Raw genomic sequence first — 19179 nt, forward strand, 5'->3', positions numbered from 1 at the left:
TCATCGATAAATTGCTCAGCATTGCAAAACTTGCACACCTCAATTTGTGATCCCATACAACTCTAGCTATTTTAGGATCTGAAAATCACGTTTAGTGAGACCACGTTTTTACAGAGGCACTGTTATGGACAACTACTGGGACACAAAAAGACTCTCAAACTACTTTCTGACGATGGCAAATCTTGAAGCTAATCATTTAGTTAACATAGCCACTTCACTTTCTCAATTTCACCTCAAGGATGCTCTTGTAAAACTGAAATTCCAGGATGAGGTGCGCGAGTTCGCTCGTTTACAGATCCATACCATTCGTACTTCAAATTCTGACGATCAGTGTCAGGAGTGCATTCAGAATCTTAAGCAGGAAAGTCAGCATCTCAAGATTCAGGACAGAATGCTTAGGACCGGTGAAGCTGTCGTATCGTCTTCGGTGCAGTTTTATCATGACCATGAAAAGGTCATTGGATATGTCATCAATGGGATCGGAGTGGTGTTAAGTGGCTTGCAAATCGTGGCTGGTGTCGGTCTGATTGTATGTTCTGTCACTACAGGTAATATTTTAGGTGTTGTAGCGGGTTCGACCCTGGTAATGAATGGAGTGGGATCAGGGATTGAGAGCATAGGAAAACTCAGCGGTGTGCCTCACCCATCGAACCCAATAAGAGATAAATATGAAGATGTTGCAGATTTTTTTGGTTTTGATAAGCGACTCGGTTTGTTAGCCTATCAGGTAGTTGATTTGACAACCTCATACTATGGCATTTTCAAACTGACTTTGAAGCCAGAAGCATGGCGGCTATACAAATATCTGCCAACAGACTATTACCGCAAGGTTCAGGTTATGAGTAAACCAGCACTTGCCTTAAAAGGCGCTGGAGCAGCCTATAAGGGGGCTGGAGTAGGTTTGAACCTATACCAAATGCAAAATAGCCCTGCACAAAACTAACCTCTGGTTTTTCTGATAAACCTGTTAGCTTTCCAGGAGAGGTTCAGAGGAGTCACAAAATAGACCACAAGAAATGCAAACGTCAGAACAATAATATATGGAATGGCATTTGAAGCATCCGCATTGAAAATGCCATCCAGTCCAATAAGTAGCAAAATAACAAGAGCAATGACACCGCCCCAGAAGCGTTTACTCAAATCAATAACGAGGCTTTGTAGTGTATCTTTTTTTGATTCGTCTTTTTTAATGATGCTCTTGAGCTTACCGATATCTTTAGCAGAGAAGCCGTTATTATAGAGTTCTTGCTCAAATTCGTTCATCTGATTCATCCTGAATAACGTTGCGATACGTGCGAAATATAGCACAGTGAAGGAGACACATGCTAACCAACCTGCTTACCTGGCCAGCACTGGTATCAACGTTTCCTCACCTCAGAAGGCTCTGCCTGAACATCATACCCATGCAATTGCGCATGATATTAAAATGCTATATGCAAAAAACAGCATGCACAATAAGCAGATCGTAAGCACAGAAAAATACTAACCTATCCAAACAGCCATGCGAGTAATGCGGGCAATTCGTTTTTTGAACATAAATAAGAGTAAAATGTTGAGATATCATACTGACAATAGAGAAAAAAGAGTCTCAGTATGCAAAAAAGAGGAGAGAATTTGGTACGCCCTACAGGATTCGAACCTGTGACCTACGGCTTAGAAGGCCGGTGCTCTATCCAACTGAGCTAAGGGCGCATGGAGATGGCACGGATTATACGTCGGGAAGCGGGTACGTCAACGTTTTTGCCGTTTCCCCGCAGCGAAGTGCTGCGGGAATAACCAATTGGCGTCAGTGACGACTGCGCCATTCGCTGAGCGACACGAGTTTACTGCTGCCGGTCAATTCTCCTTCCAGCTCAATCCCTTGTGATGTGAAGCGCGCGTTGTATTGCTCACGAAGTGCGTGCAGTTCCTGACTGTCCGGTTCCAGCTGGCGCAGAAAGCCCAGCGCGAGTAGCAGCTGCTGGCGGCTGATAAGCGGTGAAAAACCGGCGCGACTGATAATCGTATGCCAGCGCTGGCTGTTCTCCTCGCTGCCATCAACAATCAACACCTGCCAGATCAGCAGTACCACTGCGCCATTATGCAGATGCGTTTCATTATCGTGGCTGAGATAGTCGGTAAACTCTTTCGCGGCCTCTTTTCCCATCATAGAGATCATTGATTCCACCTGTACCGTTGGCAGCTGCAGTCGTTTGCTGAGCCGCTGGGCGGCGTGGCGTGAGCCCGCGGTGAGCAGCTGAAATCCAGCAACAAATACCACCGCCAGAGTCGCAAGCATTATCCAAATCATTACATCGTCCCCGGATTGTCCTGCAGATATCATACGCATGCAGGCTGGCATCGTCGCGACGAAAACATCGGAAAGCGCATACACGGCTGAAACTGTAACTGACAGCAGCCCACGCTTCTGACAAAATAGCGCCCTTCCCCGATTCAACACAACACAGTGGATTTCCTCTCTGATGGCAGCAAAAATTATTGACGGTAAAACGATTGCGCAGCAGGTGCGCGTTGAGGTTGCGGAAAAAGTGAAGCAGCGTCTGGCGGCCGGAAAACGTGCCCCAGGTCTGGCAGTGGTTCTGGTGGGTGAAAATCCGGCTTCGCAGATCTATGTGGCCAGCAAACGCCGCGCCTGTGAAGAGGTTGGTTTCCACTCCCGCTCTTACGATCTGCCTGCCACCACCCGCGAGGCTGAGCTGCTGGAGCTGATCGATAAGCTCAATCAGGATGATGAAATCGATGGCATTCTGGTACAGCTGCCGCTGCCAGCGGGCATCGATAACGTGAAAGTGCTGGAGCGGATTACGCCTGACAAAGATGTCGATGGGTTCCACCCTTATAACGTCGGCCGCCTGTGTCAGCGTGCACCAACCCTGCGTCCCTGCACGCCACGCGGTATCGTCACGCTGCTGGAGCGTTACAACATTGACACTTACGGCCTGAACGCTGTGGTGGTCGGGGCATCCAACATCGTTGGTCGTCCGATGAGCATGGAGCTCTTGCTCGCAGGCTGTACTACAACGGTTACCCATCGCTTTACCAAAGATCTGCGTCATCACATTGAGCACGCCGATCTGCTGGTCGTTGCTGTGGGCAAGCCAGGCTTTATTCCGGGCGACTGGATCAAACCCGGTGCGATCGTTATCGACGTGGGCATTAACCGTCTGGAGAGCGGCAAAGTCGTAGGCGACGTTGACTATGACAGCGCATCAGCGCGCGCATCTTACATTACCCCGGTGCCGGGCGGTGTGGGTCCAATGACAGTAGCAACATTGATTCAAAACACGCTGCAGGCGTGCGAAGAGTTTCATGATAAAGAGGTTTTTTAAATGACAAGTTTTTCACTGGGTAAATTCCCGCATGTCGATCTGTGTGACCTGTTAAAGCTGGAAGGCTGGGTTCAGAGCGGTGCACAGGCGAAAGTCGTGATTGCCGAGGGTGAAGTGAAGGTGAATGGCGCGGTTGAAACCCGTAAGCGCTGCAAGATCGTAGCCGGTCAGACCGTGGAATTTGCGGGTTTCCGCATCACTGTGGTCGAGTAATTCCGGAGCGTCCCTGCGGGGACGCTATTACAGCGGTTCATCCTCTTTCACACGCGTCTCCCCTTCCTGTTGCTCCAGTGCAATATGATTCACCGCCGTATGCTGCGCAATCAGCGTTGCGAGTCGGGGTGAATGGCTGGTGATCCAGAGCTGACTGTAATCGCTGGCTTCGGCGATTAAACGCGCCAGCGCAGGCAACAAATCCTCATGCAGACTGTTTTCCGGTTCATTCAGTGCCATAAAGGCGGGTGGACGCGGGCTGAGCAGCGCCACAACCAGACAAAGAAACCGCAGCGTGCCATCAGAAAACTCCGCGCTCTCCAGCGGACGCAGAATGCCATGACGGGACATCAGCATCTGAAAACGGCCGTTCTGCACCTCGACGTCAAACTGGCAGTCGGGAAACGCCTGCGCCATTACCTCAAACAACAGCTCTGAATGACCACGCTCCACGATGGTCGCCCAGGCCGCCGCCAGATTGCGGCCATCGTGAGCGAGCACCGGCGCACGCACACCAATCTGCGGCGCACGAATGGGTGAGCCGGGCCAGACCGCGAACTCATGGTAGAAGCGCCACTGCTGCAGACGTTCACGCAGTTGCGAAAGCTCCGGATAAAGATGGGGTTCGCCAAGCTGACCAAACAGTGACTCCTCCGGATGCAATACTGCCGGATAGGCGACGCGCTCACCTTCAACGTTGTGCAGAAAGGCGGTCTGGTTTTCGCGCTGCATGATGCAGGCAGAAGGACGATGTCGCTGGCCGCTGAGCCAGAGCCGTTCCTGCTTCACCAGCGGATCCAGATTGAACAGGCTTGTCGACAGTGGCTCGGGAAAACCAATCTCCAGCTGGTAATCCATATCATCCATTACCACCGCCAGCTCCAGTCGCTTTGGATCGTGTCGGCGATCGCCCCGGCGCAAACCACCTGCCCACATCGCTTTCTGGATGCCGCCTTCTTCAGCCAGCGCCAGCGCCAGCGCCAGACTACCGCTGGCAGCCTCATGCAGCAACCGCACCGCTTTATAGAGGTTGGATTTACCGCAGCCGTTGGGACCGCTCACCACATTCAGCTGCTGAAGCGATAGCGTCAGGTTCCGTATTGAGCGGAAGCCGCGGATCTGAATCTGTTCAATCGCCATAATAAAAAAGGGCGATTGCTCGCCCTCTCCGGTTTATTTTCGACGCCAGCTGGACCCTTGTGGCCCATCTTCGACGATGACACCCAGCGCGTTTAGTTTGTCACGCGCGATATCCGCTTCTGCCCAAGCTTTGGCAGCGCGTGCATCGGCACGAGCCTTCACCCAATGCTCAATCTCGGCAACTTCTTCATCATTCACCTGCGCGCCGCTTTGCAGGAACAGCTCAGGATCCTGCTGCAGGATACCCAGCACGTTAGCCATTTCGCGCAGTTTAGACGCCAGCGCATGTGCTGAAGCACCATCTTCGCTTTTCAGACGGTTGACTTCACGCGCCATGTCGAACAGCACAGAGTAGGCTTCCGGGGTGTTGAAATCATCATCCATCGCGCTGCGGAAACGCGCTTCAAACGCGTCGCCGCCGCTTGCAGGCACGCTGCTGTCGGTGTGACGCAGCGCCGTGTAGAGACGCTCCAGCGCCGCACGCGCCTGATTCAGGTTATCTTCGCCGTAATTAAGCTGGCTGCGATAGTGACCGGACATCAGGAAGTAACGCACTGTTTCCGCATCATAATGTTGCAGCACGTCACGCACGGTAAAGAAGTTGCCGAGTGATTTGGACATCTTCTCGCGGTCAACCATCACCATGCCGGAGTGCATCCAGTAATTGACGTAAGGGCCGTCATGGGCGCAGCTCGACTGAGCGATTTCGTTTTCATGGTGCGGGAACATCAGGTCTGAACCGCCGCCATGGATATCGAAATGCGTACCCAGCTGTTTGCAGTTCATCGCAGAACACTCAATGTGCCAGCCAGGACGCCCGTTGCCCCACGGCGATGACCAGGCTGGCTCATCCGCTTTGGACATTTTCCACAACACAAAATCCATCGGATTGCGCTTCACATCGGCCACTTCAACGCGTGCGCCCGCCTGCAGCTGCTCCAGATCCTGACGCGACAGCGCGCCGTAATCGGTGTCGCTGAGCACATCGAACATCACGTCGCCATTGTCCGCTACATAGGCGTGACCGCGAGCAATCAGCTTTTCCACCAGCTCGATAATCTCAGCGATGTGACGGGTCGCGCGCGGCTCCTCATCGGGCGGCAGGATCCCCAGCGCAGCGAAGTCATTGTGCATCTCGCCGATCATGCGGTTAGTCAGGGTTTCGATACTCTCGCCGTTTTCATTGGCGCGTTTGATGATTTTGTCATCAATGTCAGTGATGTTACGGACATAATTAAGCTGATAACCGAGGTAACGCAGGTAGCGCGCCACGACGTCAAATGCCACGAACGTCCGCCCATGACCAATGTGACAGAGGTCATACACCGTGATGCCGCAAACATACATCCCGATTTTACCGGCATGAATGGGTTTGAATTCCTCTTTCTGTCGACTCAGGGTGTTATAAATCTTAAGCATTGAACGGTTCCGTTTTCGCGTGTGGTTGGCACTTTTAAGTATCCAGACATTGTGCCGTATTTTTATCGCTCGCGCGACGCAAAGCAAGCCAACTGCGCCGTGCTGCTGACGCGTCATTGGAAATTATGATATAAGAACGGTCGACAAAAAGGGGTACGCCAATCGACACCGCGACCTCAGCAACTGATGACAACCTTTACAGGACGACAAAAATGGTAACTTTCCAGACGAACCATGGCGATATCGTAATCAAAACTTTCGATGATAAAGCGCCGGCAACCGTACAGAACTTCCTGGATTACTGCCGTGAAGGTTTTTACGACAACACCATTTTCCACCGCGTAATCAACGGCTTTATGATTCAGGGCGGCGGCTTCGAGCCGGGCATGAAGCAGAAAGAAACCAAAGCCGAAATTCAGAACGAAGCGAACAACGGTCTGAAAAACACCAAAGGTACGCTGGCAATGGCACGTACTTCTGCACCGCACTCTGCCACCGCACAGTTCTTCATCAACGTAGCTGACAACGACTTCCTGAACTTCCGTGACGAAAGCGTTCAGGGCTGGGGCTACTGCGTGTTCGCTGAAGTGGTTGAAGGCATGGATGTGGTCGAGAAAATCAAAGCAGTCTCTACTGGCCGCAGCGGCATGCATCAGGATGTGCCAAAAGATGATGTTGTTATCCAGAAAGTGACCGTCAGCGAGTAATGTCGCGCACGCTGTTTATCGCAGATCTCCATCTGTGTCAGGAAGAACCGGCGATTACCGCCGGTTTTCTGCATTTTTTACAGCGCGAAGCGCCCCACTGCGACGCGCTCTATATTCTCGGCGATCTGTTCGAAGCCTGGATTGGTGACGACGATCCCAATCCTCTGCATCAGCAGATTGCCCGCGCCCTGCGCGCCCTCCCGGTTCCGGTCTTCTTCATCCATGGCAATCGGGACTTCCTGATTGGCCGACGCTTTGCGCGCGCAAGCGGCATGACGCTGCTGCCGGAAGAGCAGGTGCTGACGCTCTACGGCCATCGGCTGCTCATCATGCACGGCGATACGCTCTGCACCGACGATGCGGGTTATCTGCGCTTTCGTGCCAAAGTGCACAATCCCTGGATCCAGCGACTGTTCCTGGCGCTGCCGTTGAGGATCCGCAAACGCATTGCGGCCCGGATGCGAGCCGACAGTAAACAGGCAAACCAGCACAAATCCCAGACCATCATGGATGTAAACCAGGAGGCGGTCACTGCCGCTATGCTGCGTCAGCAGGTGCCGCTGTTGATCCACGGTCATACTCATCGCCCGGCCATTCATACGCTGAACCTGCAGGGTGAAACGGCGGAACGCGCGGTGCTGGGTGCCTGGCACAGCCGGGGTTCCATGATTCAGCTCGACGCCAGCGGCATTCAGCTCATCGATTTCGACTTTTAATCTGCGGTTAATTCCCGGACGTTAGCGGGACGCAACCGTTTTCCTTGCGTGCTTCTCATGCTATTCTCGGTGCCCTTCAAAACCTGTCCGCCCGGCCAGGTCTGTTTGTCTATTCACAGGAGTTGACCGCATGTCATCCAACGCCCCGGCCCGCATCGCCATTGTTATGGGTTCCAGAAGTGACTGGGCCACCATGCAGTTCGCCGCTGAGATCCTTACCAGCCTGGACGTCTCTTTTCATGTTGAAGTAGTCTCTGCGCACCGTACCCCGGATAAACTGTTCAGCTTTGCCGAAACGGCAGCCGATAACGGTTTTCAGGTGATTATTGCTGGCGCAGGTGGCGCAGCGCATCTGCCAGGTATGCTGGCGGCAAAAACTCTGGTGCCAGTGCTGGGTGTACCGGTGCAGAGCGCTGCGCTAAGCGGCGTGGATAGCCTCTATTCAATTGTGCAGATGCCGCGCGGCATTCCGGTCGGAACGCTGGCGATTGGCAAAGCAGGCGCAGCCAATGCCGCGCTGCTGGCCGCCCAGATTCTGGCGCTGCATGACAGTGGGCTGGCGTCACGCCTGACTACCTGGCGTCAGAGCCAGACCGATGAGGTGCTGAACCATCCTGATCCGCGGGTGGATGCATGAAGCCGGTCTGCGTACTGGGCAACGGCCAGCTGGGTCGTATGCTGCGTCAGGCAGGTGAACCGTTGGGCATCGCGGTCTATCCGGTGGGTCTGGAGGCCGATCCTGCTTCCCTGCCAATCGCCGACAGTGTCATCACCGCCGAAATCGAACGCTGGCCCGAGACCGCGCTGACGCGCGAACTGGCCAGCCATCCGGCCTTTGTTAACCGTGATATTTTTCCGCGTCTGGCCGATCGTCTGACGCAGAAACAGTTGCTGGACCAGCTGGGGCTTGCCACCGCGCCATGGCAGTTGCTGGCCGATAAAAGCGAATGGCCGGCAGTGTTTGACTCGCTGGGCGAACTGGCCATCGTGAAAAGCCGCACCGGCGGTTACGACGGGCGGGGTCAGTGGCGTCTGCGTGCTGATGAGACGCATCAGCTACCGGAAGCGTGCTACGGCGAATGTATCGTTGAGCAGGGCATCAACTTTTCCGGTGAAGTCTCACTGGTGGGCGCACGCGGTCACGATGGCACCGTTGTATTCTATCCGCTGACGCATAACCTGCATCAGGATGGCATTCTGCGCACCAGTGTAGCGTTTCCGCAGGCAGACCAGGCTCAGCAGCAGCAGGCTGAATCGATGCTCAGCGCCATTATGCAGGCACTGAATTACGTTGGCGTAATGGCAATGGAGTGTTTCGTTACGCCTGACGGACTGCTGATTAATGAGCTGGCGCCCCGCGTGCACAACAGTGGTCACTGGACGCAGAACGGTGCGTCGATCAGCCAGTTTGAGCTGCATCTGCGCGCCATTCTTGGTCTGGCATTGCCACAGCCGATGGTATTTGCGCCGTCGGTAATGGTTAATCTGATCGGCACCGATGTGAATCTCAGCTGGCTGCAGCAGCCGCTGGTGCATCTGCACTGGTACGACAAAGAGGTGCGTCCGGGCCGTAAAGTGGGTCACCTGAATCTGACCGACAGCGATGCCGGTCGGCTTAAAGCAGCACTGAATGCGCTGGTGCACCTGCTCCCGGAAGAGTACGCCAGCGGCATCGCCTGGGCCGTTGAAAAGCTGTAGTTTCCCGTTACCCGCTTGCGGGTTCTGGGGGCGTTCCGGATAAAGGTCAAAGGCGGCCTCATGCCGCCTTAGTCAGCCCTGCCTTATGCCGCATCAAACTTCCTGAACAACGCCTTCCCTTTCAGTAACCGAATCCCAAGCCAGCCACCGCACAGCGATAACAGCAACGCGCCGCACAACGGCAATGCCAGCCATAATGTCCAGTCAGGCTGCCACGGGAAATCGAAAATCTTTGTCTGTAATCCCCATAGCGCCGCTTCTGCTCCCATCGCGGCCGCCACGCCAGAGACGACGCCGAGCAGAGCAAACTCACACCACAGCGTGGTGCGTAGCAGTCTTTTGCCCGCACCCAGCGTGCGATAGACCACCAGCTCCTGCCTGCGTTGCCGCATCCCGACCTGAATCTGCGCCAGCAGCAGTAACACACCGCAGGCCGTGACCAGTACCACCATGATCTCCAGCGCCCGGCTGACCTGCGTCAGTACCTGACCGATCTGCTGCATGATGCTGCCGATATCCAGCAGACTCAGCGCCGGAAAAGCACGATTCAGCTGCGCCAGCAGAACCGGGTTCGCCTCCATGCGGAAGCTGGTGAGCCAGGTCTGCGGCTGGCTGTCGAGCGCACCCGGCGGGAAGATAAAGAAGAAGTTCGGCTTCAGGCTTTCCCAGTCCACTTTACGCAGGCTGGTAATACGAGCGCTGAACGTCTGCGTATCGCCGTCGAACGTCAGGGTATCGCCGAGCTTCAGCCCCAGCCGATCCGCCAGTTCCACTTCCATTGACACTTCACCCGCTTTTGGTGGCCAGTTGCCTGCCACCAGCGGATTGTGATCCGGGCGATCGGCCAGTTCCGTCAGGTTGAGCTCACGGTTCAGGGCGTTATCCAGCTTCGGATCGGCCGGTTTGCCATTGAGTTCACTAAGCCGTACCCGCGCAATCGGGTAAAAGGTCCCGGGCGTGATCTGATGCGACTGCAGGAAGTCACGCACCTGCGGCACCTGATCGGCCGTCATGTTCAACAGGAAGAAGTTCGGGCTATCCGCCGGTAACTGCTGCTGCCAGCGATCCAGCAGATCGCCACGCATTACCAGCAGCAGCGCCAGCAGCATAAACGACAGTGAAAACGCGGCGAGCTGGCTCAGCGTCATGCCAGGCTGCCGTAGCAGACGGTTGATTGCCAGTCGCAACGCCAGATTACGCACCACCAGCCGACGCAATAGAAGCAGCGTTCCCCAGCCGAGTAACGCCAGTAATCCCGCCAGCACCACCACGCCCGCCAGCAGCGCCCAGAGCATTTTACTGCCGCCGACCAGTAGCGCTAACAGCGTCACGACCACCACGATCATTACCGGAATATAGAACTTCAGTGGCCAGAGATTTGCCACCGCATCGCGCCGCAGTACCCGCAACGGCTGGGTTGCCAGCAGCAGACGATAGGGACGCAGTCCCACCAGCAGCGAAATTACAAACAATGAACCCACTGCCCAGATCCACGGCCAGACGCTGGCTGCCGGTAAGCTGGCAGGCAATACCGGTTTCAGCATCGCCATCAGGATCGCTTCCACGCCCTGCCCCACCAGGCCACCGGCAATCGCCGCCAGCAGCAGCACCGCCAGCCACTGACCGATGATTAAGCGCTGCAACGCGCCGTGCGTCGCACCCAGGGTTTTCAGCACCGCCACCAGATCGTAGCGGCTGCGGCAGTAGTGACTCATGGCGACCGCCACGGCTGCAATCGCCAGCATCAGCGTCAGCAAGGCCGAGAGCAGCAGGAACTGTTGCGCGCGCTGCATCGAACGGCCCAGCGCATCTTCCGTGTTCTCCACGCTGATCCAGCGCTGATCCGCCTTCAGCTGCGGCTCAATCCAGCGGTCATAGCTGGCCAGCGGGTCAGGATTACCGGAGAATTTATAACGCCAGGTGATGCGGCTACCCGGCTGAATCGCACCGGTTTTTGCCGCATCTGCCAGGTTAATCAGCAGACGTGGCGCCATCTCAAATGGGTCAAAGCCGCCATCCGGCTCCTGAATTACCTCGCCGCTGATGCGCAGCTGGGTATCTCCCACTTCCAGCGTGTCGCCCACTTTCAGATTGAGCAGCGCCATCAGGCGCGGTGCTGCCAGCGCGGTGCCTGCCTGCGGTCTCAGCCCCGGAGGTTGCGTCTGTAAGGTGCCAAACATCGGATAGCGATCATCGACCGCTTTGACTGAGGCGAGTTGTGGCGACTGACCGGCAAAAGTCATGGTCATGAAAGTCAGTTGAGAACTGACTGTCAGGCCGTTTTCCTTCGCTTTTTCCAGCCAGGCTTCCGGGGCAGCATCAGTGCTACGCAGCGTGCGGTCACCCGCCATAAAATCACGACTCTGCTGATTCAGCCCTTTTTCCATACGATCGCTGATCGAGCCCAGCGCCAGTACACAGGCTACAGCCAGCGTCAGAGCCAGCCAGACGATCAGCAGTGAGGGGGAGCGCCACTCGCGCCAGAACCAGCGCCAGATCATTGCTCCTCCCACAATTTTCCGTCACGCAGCCGCAATCGACGATCGCAACGCGCCGCCAGCTGTTCATCATGCGTCACCAGAATCAGCGTGGTGGCGAAGTCGCGATTAAGGGAAAACAGCAGGTCGGCAATTCGGTCACCCGTTTTACGATCGAGATTGCCGGTGGGCTCATCGGCAAACAGCAGGCCCGGACGACCACTGAAGGCGCGGGCCAGCGCGACCCGCTGCTGTTCGCCGCCGGAAAGCTGGGCGGGCAGATGATGCAGACGCTCACCCAGCCCGAGCAGCGTCAACAGTTCACGCGCCTGTTCGCGGCTCTGGCGATCGCTGTCGCCGCGCAACAGTGATGGCAGTTGAACGTTTTCCTGCGCATTCAGAGTCGGTACCAGCATAAATGACTGAAACACAAAACCAACCTGTCGTGCGCGCAGTGCCGCACGCTGCTCTTCATTCATCTGGTGCAGCGGCTGACCCAGCAGATGCACTTCACCGCTGCTGCCATCGTCCAGCCCGGCCAGAATGCCCAGCAGGGTAGACTTACCGGAACCCGACTCGCCAATCAGCGCAATGGTCTCGGCTGGTTTGACAACCAACTCAACTCCGGTGAGGATGGTTAACTGATGCTCTCCCTGACCGACGGACTTAGTAAGATGATGAACTTCAACAATGTTTTCCGCTGGCATTATCCCTTCCTGTTATTGATTCTTCTGCTGGTATCCCGTCTTGCTGCTGCAGATACCCTGATGGTGCTGGGCGACAGCCTGAGTGCGGGCTATCGCATGTCTGCCACTGCGGCCTGGCCCAGCCTGCTTGATAAGCAGTGGCAGCAGAAACCGAAAGTGGTCAACGCCAGCATCAGCGGTGATACTGCTGCCCAGGGACTGGCGCGCCTGCCTGCGCTATTAAAACAGCATAAGCCGCAATGGGTGTTAATCGAACTGGGCGGTAACGATGGTCTGCGCGGTTTTCCGCCCGACGCTATCGCACAGAATCTGAGTAAAGTGATCGACGATGTAAAAGCCGCTAATGCGAAACCCTTGCTGATGCAGATCCGTCTGCCCGCCAACTATGGCCGCCGCTACACCGAGGCGTTCAGCGGCATCTATCAGGAGCTCGCACAGCAGCATGCCATTCCTCTGGTGCCCTTTTTTATGGAGCAGGTCTATCTGAAACCCGAATGGATGCAGCAGGATGGTATTCATCCGAATCCTGATGCTCAGCCGTTTATCTCTGCGTTAATGGCAAAAGAACTGGCCCCCTTAGTTAAGCAGCCGTAACGCGCCAGGATGCGCAAATAGGGTAAATAAATGCAAAAAACTATTCTGATTACAGGTTGTTCAAGCGGTATTGGCCTGGTCGCCGCCCACGATTTGCTGGCGCGAGGTTACCGGGTGATCGCCGCCTGTCGCAAAGCCGGCGATGTCGCGCGTATGAACACGCTGGGTTTTATCGGGCTACAGCTCGATTTGGACGATCCTCAAAGCTTGGATCAGGCAGCAGATGCGATACTCGCGTTATGCGATAACCGTCTGGATGCGCTGTTTAACAACGCCGGATTTGGCCTCTATGGACCGCTTCGTACCCTTTCCCGTCAGCAACTTGAACAGCAGTTTTCCAGCAACTTTTTCGGTGTACATCAATTAACGCTGCGGCTGTTACCCGCGCTGCAGGCCAGCGGCGATGGCCGCATTGTGAATACCAGTTCGGTGCTGGGACTGATCTCCACGCCAGGCCGGGGCGCGTACGCTGCCAGTAAATATGCACTGGAAGCCTGGAGCGATGCACTGCGGCTGGAAGTCCGCAGCAGTGGCATTCGGGTCAGTCTGATAGAACCTGGTCCGATTGAGACGCGCTTTACCGATAATGTGACGCAGGGCGAACAGCATAATCCGGTGCGTAACCCCGGCATCGCGGCACGCTTCACCCTGCCACCGGAAGCCATTCTGCCTAAACTTCGTCACGCACTCGATAGTAAACATCCACGTTTACGCTACCCGGTGACACTGGTCGCACACGTAATGAGCCTGTTGAAACGGTTACTGCCTGGCTGGATGCTGGATCGCATTTTGCGCAGCCATTAATCAGCCCTGCGTAATAGCGCTTGAAGCCGGGCCAGTTGGCCCCATATTCTTAGAACACTTTTTGCAAAGAGACTTATCCATGTCACCACAAGCTTCTATCATCGACATCAACGAATCTAACCTGCAGCAGACCCTTGAGCAGTCGATGCAGCTGCCGGTGCTGTTCTACTTCTGGTCTGAGCGCAGCCAGCACTGTCTGGAGCTGACGCCGGTGCTGGAGCGTCTTGCCCAGGAGTACGCGGGTCAGTTTATCCTCGCAAAGCTGGATTGTGACAAAGAGCAACGGGTGGCGTCGCAGTTTGGTCTGCGTTCAATTCCGACCGTCTACCTGTTCCAGGATGGCCAGCCGGTCGACGGCTTCCAGGGACCACAGCCAGAAGAAGCGATCCGCGCCCTGCTGGAAAAAGTGCTGCCGCGCGAAGAAGAGCTGAAAGCGCAGCAGGCGATGGCGCTGATGCAGGAAGAGAAACCGCTGGAGGCGCTGCCACTGTTAAAAGATGCGTGGCAGCTGAGCAACCAGTCCAGCGAAATTGGTTTCCTGCTGGCGGAGGTGCTGATTACCCTGAACCGCAGCGATGAAGCGGAGGCAGTGCTGAAAGTGGTGCCGCTGCAGGACCAGGATACCCGCTATCAGAGCCTGATGGCACAGATCGATCTGCTTAAACAGGCTGCGGATACGCCGGAGATTCAGCAGCTGCAATCCGAGCTGGAAGCGGACCCGACTAACGCCGGACTGGCTGCTAAACTCTCGTTACAGCTGCATCAGGTGGGTCGTAATGACGAAGCACTGGAACTGCTGTTCAGCTTCCTGAAATCCGATCTTAATGCCGCTGATGGCCAGGCGCGTAAAATGCTACAGGAAATTCTGGCAGCGCTGGGTACCGGCGATTCACTGGCTGCGCGCTATCGTCGCCAGCTCTACTCCCTGCTGTACTAAACAGCAGCACCACGGGCCGAAGCGACTCGGCCCGTTAATCTGACAATGCGGAGGTTGTATGATTACTGTTATTCCTGCCCTGATTATTCTGGCACTGGTAGCGGTCTGGGCGACCGTTAAAATCGTGCCACAAGGTTTTCAGTGGACGGTCGAGCGTTTTGGCCGTTATACCCGCACCCTGCAGCCAGGATTAAGCCTGGTAGTGCCGTTCATGGATCGTGTCGGTCGTAAGATCAACATGATGGAACAGGTACTGGATATTCCCTCGCAGGAGATCATTTCTAAAGACAACGCCAACGTCACCATCGACGCCGTCTGCTTTATTCAGGTCGTTGACCCTGCGCGTGCCGCCTATGAAGTCAGCAATCTTGAGCAGGCTATCCTGAACCTCACCATGACCAACATGCGTACGGTTCTTGGCAGTATGGAGCTGGACGAAATGCTGTCACAGCGCGACAGCATCAACACCCGCCTTCTGCACATCGTGGATGAAGCGACGAATCCGTGGGGCGTTAAGATCACCCGTATCGAGATTCGTGACGTGCGTCCGCCGCAGGAACTGATTGGCGCGATGAATGCGCAGATGAAAGCGGAGCGAACCAAACGCGCCGACATTCTCACAGCCGAAGGGGTACGGCAGGCGGCAATCCTGCGCGCTGAAGGCGAAAAGCAGTCGCAAATCCTTAAAGCCGAAGGTGAACGTACGTCGGCATTCCTTCAGGCAGAGGCGCGTGAGCGTCAGGCTGAGGCAGAAGCCAACGCCACGAAAATGGTCTCAGAAGCGATCGCGGCAGGCGATATTCAGGCCATCAACTACTTCGTGGCACAAAAATACACCGATGCGCTGCAAAAAATCGGTGAGGGGAATAACAGCAAAGTCGTCATGATGCCGCTGGAGGCAAGCAGTCTGCTGGGTTCAATTGCAGGCATCGGTGAACTGCTGAAGGACTCACGCACTGAGTCGAAACGCTGATGCTGGCCGACATTATCGCGCACCCGCACTGGTTCTGGCTGACGCTGGGTGGATTACTGCTGGCGGCTGAGATGCTGGGCACCAGCGGTTATCTGCTGTGGAGCGGTCTGGCGGCGGTTATTGTCGGCCTCATTGAATGGTTTGTGCCGGTGAGCTGGACGACGCAGGGTTCCCTGTTTGCCGCGATGACGCTGGTGTGTGTGTTTTTGTGGTATCGCTGGATGCGCCACCGCGAGGCGCATCAAAAACCCAACGCTCTGAACCAGCGCGGCAGCCAGATGATCGGGTTGCAGCTTACTCTGGATACCGCCCTGCACAACCGCACCGGCCATGTGCGCATCGGTGACAGCAGCTGGCGTGTTGAGGCAGATCGGGATCTGCCTGCGGGCACACCGGTGGTCGTGGTGGGTATTGAGGGCATCACACTGCGTATTCAGCCACGCTGACCGCAGCATCCGGCCAGATTATTGATGATGGGACACTCGGCACTGTCATCGCCGGGACAGGCGTCCGCCAGCGCCAGCAGGCGTGCGCGCATGGTATGCAATTCTTCAATGTGGGCCGCGATTTCATCAGCTTTCTGCAGCGTGCGGGCTTTGACATCAGCACTGTGGCGCGAGGGATTATTGAAAAACGCCACCAGCTCACGACACTCATCCAGCGTGAACCCCACCTGACGCGCCTGACGTAACAGGTTTAGCTCGTCAATATGATGACCGCTATACGTGCGGTAACCATTTTCACTGCGCAACGGCGGTGTCACCACGCCTTTCTCTTCGTAAAAGCGAATCGCCTTGCTGGTCAGCCCGGTCTTTTTCGCCACATCGCTGATGTTCATTTGCATCCCCTTGACCTTCCCCTTGATGGAAGGTTTATGCTTAAGCATGAATCGGAACTGACCAATTCGTCAAATGGGATTACAGAAGGAGTTGATTATGTCACACACTATTTCCCTGGCACTCGACGGCTTATCCTGCGGTCACTGTGTCAAACGCGTCAAAGAGGCGCTGGAACAACGCGACGATGTTGATTTGGCTGAGGTCACTCAACAGGAAGCGCAGGTTTCTGGTCAGGCGGATGCGGCCGCGCTGATTGCTACTGTGGAACAGGCGGGTTATCACGCCACGCTGAAAACAGCAGACGCCTCCCCAAAGTCTGAACCGTTGACAGCATCGGAGCCGCCGCCGGAGGCGCTGACAACGGAGACCGCTTCACATCCGGCAGAAAAAGCGTTGCCTGCCCATATGCTGCTGATTGAAGGCATGACCTGTGCCAGTTGCGTCAGTCGTGTTGAAAAAGCGCTGCAGCAGGTTACCGGTGTCAGCCAGGCACGGGTCAATCTCGGTGAACGCAGCGCGCTGGTGCTGGGCAATGCTGACCCGCACCAGCTTGTGGCTGCCGTCGATGCCGCAGGTTATGGCGCGCAGGTCGTGGATGACGAGCAGGAGCGACGTGAAAAACAGCAGCACAGCGCTCGCCGTGCCATGCGGCGTTTCAGCTGGCAGGCTGCTGTCGCCCTGGCGTTTGGCGTGCCACTGATGATCTGGGGCATGGTGGGCAACAACATGATGCTCACCGACAGCAACCACACCACCTGGCTGACGCTGGGCGTCGTAACCCTGCTGATCATGGTCGTGACCGGCAACCACTTTTATCGCAGTGCCTGGCGCAGTTTGCGCAATGGCAGCGCCACCATGGATACGCTGGTGGCACTCGGCACAGGCGCCGCCTGGATCTACTCCTTTAGCGTGGTGCTGTGGCCCGACTTTTTCCCGCCGCCGGCACGCCATCTCTATTTTGAAGCCAGCGTCATGATTCTGGGACTGATCAATCTGGGGCATGCGCTGGAGCAGCGGGCGCGTCAGCGATCGTCTAAGGCGCTGGAACGCCTGCTTGATCTGACGCCGGCCCAGGCGCGGCTGGTCGATCAACAGGGTGACCGGCTGATCCCGGTCAGCGACGTCCAGCCTGGCATGACGCTGCGCCTGGTCACCGGCGATCGGGTTCCGGTCGATGGTGAAATCGTCAGGGGTGAGGCCTGGTTTGATGAAGCGATGCTCACCGGCGAAGCGGTGCCGCAAAGCAAAAATCCGGGTGCGGCGATCTTCGCCGGCACGCTGGTGCAGGACGGCTCGGTTGAATTTATCGCCCGGGCGACCGGGAATCACACTACCCTGTCGCGCATTATCCGGCTGGTGCGTCAGGCACAGAGCAGCAAACCGGATGTGGGGCGTCTGGCCGATCGTATCTCTGCTGTTTTTGTTCCGGTCGTGGTGCTGATTGCACTGCTCAGCGGCGCAGTGTGGTATCTGTTCGGGCCACAGCCACACATCGCTTACATGCTGGTAGTCGCGACTACCGTCCTGATTATTGCCTGCCCCTGTGCGCTGGGACTGGCGACACCGATGTCAATAATTGCCGGTGTTGGACGTGCCGCTGAATTGGGCGTGCTGGTCCGCGACGCCGATGCCCTGCAGCGCGCCAGCCAAATCGACACGCTGGTGTTTGATAAAACCGGTACTCTCACCGCCGGTAAGCCGCAGGTCAGCGAGGTGCTGGTCTGGGGTGATGCCAGCCGTGAATCCGTGTTAGCGACTGCGGCCGCGCTGGAGTTTTCCTCGGGTCATCCGCTGGCGAAAGCGATTGTCGCTGAAGCGAAACTGACGCAACCGCCTCAGTTAGCGCAATTTCGTACAATACGCGGTAAAGGGGTCAGCGGTAGTCTGGATGGCAGAACGCTGCTGCTGGGTAATGCTGCGCTGTTACACGACAGCGGCATTGATTATCAGGTGGCAGAAGCAGAGATTGCGCGCCTGACACAACAGGGGGCAACGCCGGTGTTACTGGCGGAACAGGGCCAGCTAACCGGTCTGATTGCGCTCCGCGATCAGCTTCAGCCAGAAAGTGGCGCCGCCCTGAAGCGGCTGCATCAGCAGGGTTATCGCCTGATTATGCTGACCGGTGACCATGAAAATACCGCGCGCGCCATTGCAGCCGAAGCCGGTATTGATGAAGTCATTGCTGGCGTGTTGCCGGACGGTAAGGCAGCTGCCATTGAAGCGTTACAGCAGCAGGGCCGCCGCGTTGCGATGGTCGGTGATGGCATCAATGACGCGCCTGCGCTGGCGCAGGCCGAGGTGGGCATTGCCATGGGCGGCGGCAGCGATGTCGCCGTGGAAACGGCAGGCATTACGTTAATGCGTGCCGACCTGAACAGCGTGGCAGATGCGTTAGCGCTCGCTTCTGCGACACTGCGCAATATCCGGCAGAACCTGTTTGGCGCATTTATCTATAACAGCATCGGTATTCCGGTGGCTGCGGGTGTGCTCTATCCGCTGACCGGTACACTGCTTAGCCCGATTGTGGCGGGTGCAGCGATGGCGCTCTCCTCTATAACGGTGGTCAGTAATGCAAACCGCCTGCTGCGTTACCAGCCGCCGCGCCAGTAATCGCCTTTTCAGCGCT

The 19179-nt window shown here is 56.3% G+C and carries 20 protein-coding genes and 1 tRNA gene; 13 read left to right on the forward strand and 8 right to left on the reverse strand.

The features are described from left to right. Positions 1–124: 124 nt before the first annotated feature. On the forward strand, positions 125–943 hold the full coding sequence (locus P2R09_RS06300) for a DUF4225 domain-containing protein (RefSeq protein ID WP_275768137.1): 819 nt from the start codon (positions 125–127) through the stop codon (positions 941–943). On the opposite strand, the gene P2R09_RS06305 is transcribed toward P2R09_RS06300, so the two are convergent. From P2R09_RS06305 to P2R09_RS06315, 3 genes are all read right to left on the reverse strand, one after another. Further along, on the reverse strand, positions 940–1263 hold the full coding sequence (locus tag P2R09_RS06305; protein ID WP_008924965.1) for a hypothetical protein: 324 nt from the start codon (positions 1261–1263) through the stop codon (positions 940–942). The two genes, P2R09_RS06300 and P2R09_RS06305, sit on opposite strands and share 4 nt — an antisense overlap. Before the next feature lie 352 nt (positions 1264–1615). Beyond that, positions 1616–1692: transfer RNA gene (locus P2R09_RS06310), tRNA-Arg, on the reverse strand. A gap of 94 nt (positions 1693–1786) precedes the next feature. Further along, complete coding sequence (locus tag P2R09_RS06315) at positions 1787–2290, reverse strand: DUF1198 family protein (RefSeq protein WP_275768139.1); 504 nt, start codon at positions 2288–2290, stop codon at positions 1787–1789. 172 nt (positions 2291–2462) lie between these two features. On the opposite strand from P2R09_RS06315, the gene folD reads away from it, so the two are divergent. Both folD and ybcJ read left to right on the forward strand, forming a co-directional pair. Next, positions 2463–3329 carry a bifunctional methylenetetrahydrofolate dehydrogenase/methenyltetrahydrofolate cyclohydrolase FolD gene (folD, locus tag P2R09_RS06320; RefSeq protein WP_003849457.1) on the forward strand — a complete coding sequence of 289 codons (867 nt, stop codon included), beginning with the start codon at positions 2463–2465 and terminating at the stop codon, positions 3327–3329. After that, the gene (gene ybcJ / locus P2R09_RS06325) at positions 3330–3542 is read left to right on the forward strand and encodes a ribosome-associated protein YbcJ (RefSeq protein WP_003849455.1); all 213 of its coding nucleotides are present in this window, start codon (positions 3330–3332) and stop codon (positions 3540–3542) included. Positions 3543–3569: 27 nt separating this feature from the next. On the opposite strand, the gene P2R09_RS06330 is transcribed toward ybcJ, so the two are convergent. Both P2R09_RS06330 and cysS read right to left on the reverse strand, forming a co-directional pair. After that, a complete protein-coding gene (locus P2R09_RS06330; protein ID WP_275768142.1) occupies positions 3570–4682 on the reverse strand; it encodes an AAA family ATPase in 1113 nt (370 codons plus the stop codon). 33 nt (positions 4683–4715) lie between these two features. Next, positions 4716–6101: a cysteine--tRNA ligase gene (gene cysS, locus P2R09_RS06335; protein WP_008924928.1), complete on the reverse strand. Its 1386-nt coding sequence runs from the start codon at positions 6099–6101 to the stop codon at positions 4716–4718. 212 nt (positions 6102–6313) lie between these two features. Here cysS and ppiB point away from each other — a divergent pair, with 212 nt between their 5' ends. The 4 genes from ppiB to purK all read left to right on the forward strand — a co-directional run bounded on the left by ppiB (position 6314) and on the right by purK (position 9222). After that, positions 6314–6808 carry a peptidylprolyl isomerase B gene (gene ppiB / locus P2R09_RS06340; RefSeq protein WP_003849447.1) on the forward strand — a complete coding sequence of 165 codons (495 nt, stop codon included), beginning with the start codon at positions 6314–6316 and terminating at the stop codon, positions 6806–6808. Next, the gene (gene lpxH / locus P2R09_RS06345) at positions 6808–7524 is read left to right on the forward strand and encodes a UDP-2,3-diacylglucosamine diphosphatase (protein ID WP_003849446.1); all 717 of its coding nucleotides are present in this window, start codon (positions 6808–6810) and stop codon (positions 7522–7524) included. The genes ppiB and lpxH overlap by 1 nt, the downstream gene beginning before the upstream one ends. 130 nt (positions 7525–7654) lie before the next feature. Further along, positions 7655–8161: a 5-(carboxyamino)imidazole ribonucleotide mutase gene (purE, locus tag P2R09_RS06350; protein WP_275768146.1), complete on the forward strand. Its 507-nt coding sequence runs from the start codon at positions 7655–7657 to the stop codon at positions 8159–8161. Continuing rightward, complete coding sequence (purK, locus tag P2R09_RS06355) at positions 8158–9222, forward strand: 5-(carboxyamino)imidazole ribonucleotide synthase (protein ID WP_275768148.1); 1065 nt, start codon at positions 8158–8160, stop codon at positions 9220–9222. Before purE ends, purK begins: the two co-directional genes overlap by 4 nt. Before the next feature lie 83 nt (positions 9223–9305). Here the strand turns inward: purK and ybbP are convergent, their stop codons facing one another. Then, positions 9306–11723: a putative ABC transporter permease subunit YbbP gene (gene ybbP, locus P2R09_RS06360; RefSeq protein WP_275768150.1), complete on the reverse strand. Its 2418-nt coding sequence runs from the start codon at positions 11721–11723 to the stop codon at positions 9306–9308. Then, the gene (gene ybbA, locus P2R09_RS06365) at positions 11720–12406 is read right to left on the reverse strand and encodes a putative ABC transporter ATP-binding protein YbbA (RefSeq protein ID WP_010259059.1); all 687 of its coding nucleotides are present in this window, start codon (positions 12404–12406) and stop codon (positions 11720–11722) included. Before ybbA ends, ybbP begins: the two co-directional genes overlap by 4 nt. Here ybbA and tesA point away from each other — a divergent pair. From tesA to P2R09_RS06390, 5 genes are all read left to right on the forward strand, one after another. Continuing rightward, positions 12374–13000 carry a multifunctional acyl-CoA thioesterase I/protease I/lysophospholipase L1 gene (tesA, locus tag P2R09_RS06370; RefSeq protein WP_275768154.1) on the forward strand — a complete coding sequence of 209 codons (627 nt, stop codon included), beginning with the start codon at positions 12374–12376 and terminating at the stop codon, positions 12998–13000. The two genes, ybbA and tesA, sit on opposite strands and share 33 nt — an antisense overlap. Before the next feature lie 30 nt (positions 13001–13030). Beyond that, complete coding sequence (locus P2R09_RS06375; RefSeq protein ID WP_275768156.1) at positions 13031–13804, forward strand: SDR family oxidoreductase; 774 nt, start codon at positions 13031–13033, stop codon at positions 13802–13804. 79 nt (positions 13805–13883) lie between these two features. Further along, the gene (locus P2R09_RS06380) at positions 13884–14741 is read left to right on the forward strand and encodes a co-chaperone YbbN (RefSeq protein ID WP_275768158.1); all 858 of its coding nucleotides are present in this window, start codon (positions 13884–13886) and stop codon (positions 14739–14741) included. A gap of 58 nt (positions 14742–14799) precedes the next feature. Then, positions 14800–15714, forward strand: coding sequence for an SPFH domain-containing protein (locus tag P2R09_RS06385; protein ID WP_003849430.1), 915 nt, complete (start codon positions 14800–14802; stop codon positions 15712–15714). Continuing rightward, positions 15714–16160: an NfeD family protein gene (locus P2R09_RS06390; RefSeq protein WP_275768161.1), complete on the forward strand. Its 447-nt coding sequence runs from the start codon at positions 15714–15716 to the stop codon at positions 16158–16160. The genes P2R09_RS06385 and P2R09_RS06390 overlap by 1 nt, the downstream gene beginning before the upstream one ends. Here the strand turns inward: P2R09_RS06390 and cueR are convergent. Then, entirely contained in the window at positions 16148–16552 is a 405-nt protein-coding gene (gene cueR, locus P2R09_RS06395; RefSeq protein WP_003849426.1) for a Cu(I)-responsive transcriptional regulator, read from the reverse strand. The genes P2R09_RS06390 and cueR overlap by 13 nt on opposite strands. A gap of 97 nt (positions 16553–16649) precedes the next feature. On the opposite strand from cueR, the gene copA reads away from it, so the two are divergent. Then, entirely contained in the window at positions 16650–19163 is a 2514-nt protein-coding gene (gene copA, locus P2R09_RS06400; RefSeq protein ID WP_275768164.1) for a copper-exporting P-type ATPase CopA, read from the forward strand. Positions 19164–19179: the final 16 nt, after the last annotated feature.

The organism is Pantoea sp. Cr_R13, assembly GCF_029222565.1.
Taxonomy (GTDB): Bacteria; Pseudomonadota; Gammaproteobacteria; order Enterobacterales; family Enterobacteriaceae; genus Pantoea; species Pantoea eucalypti.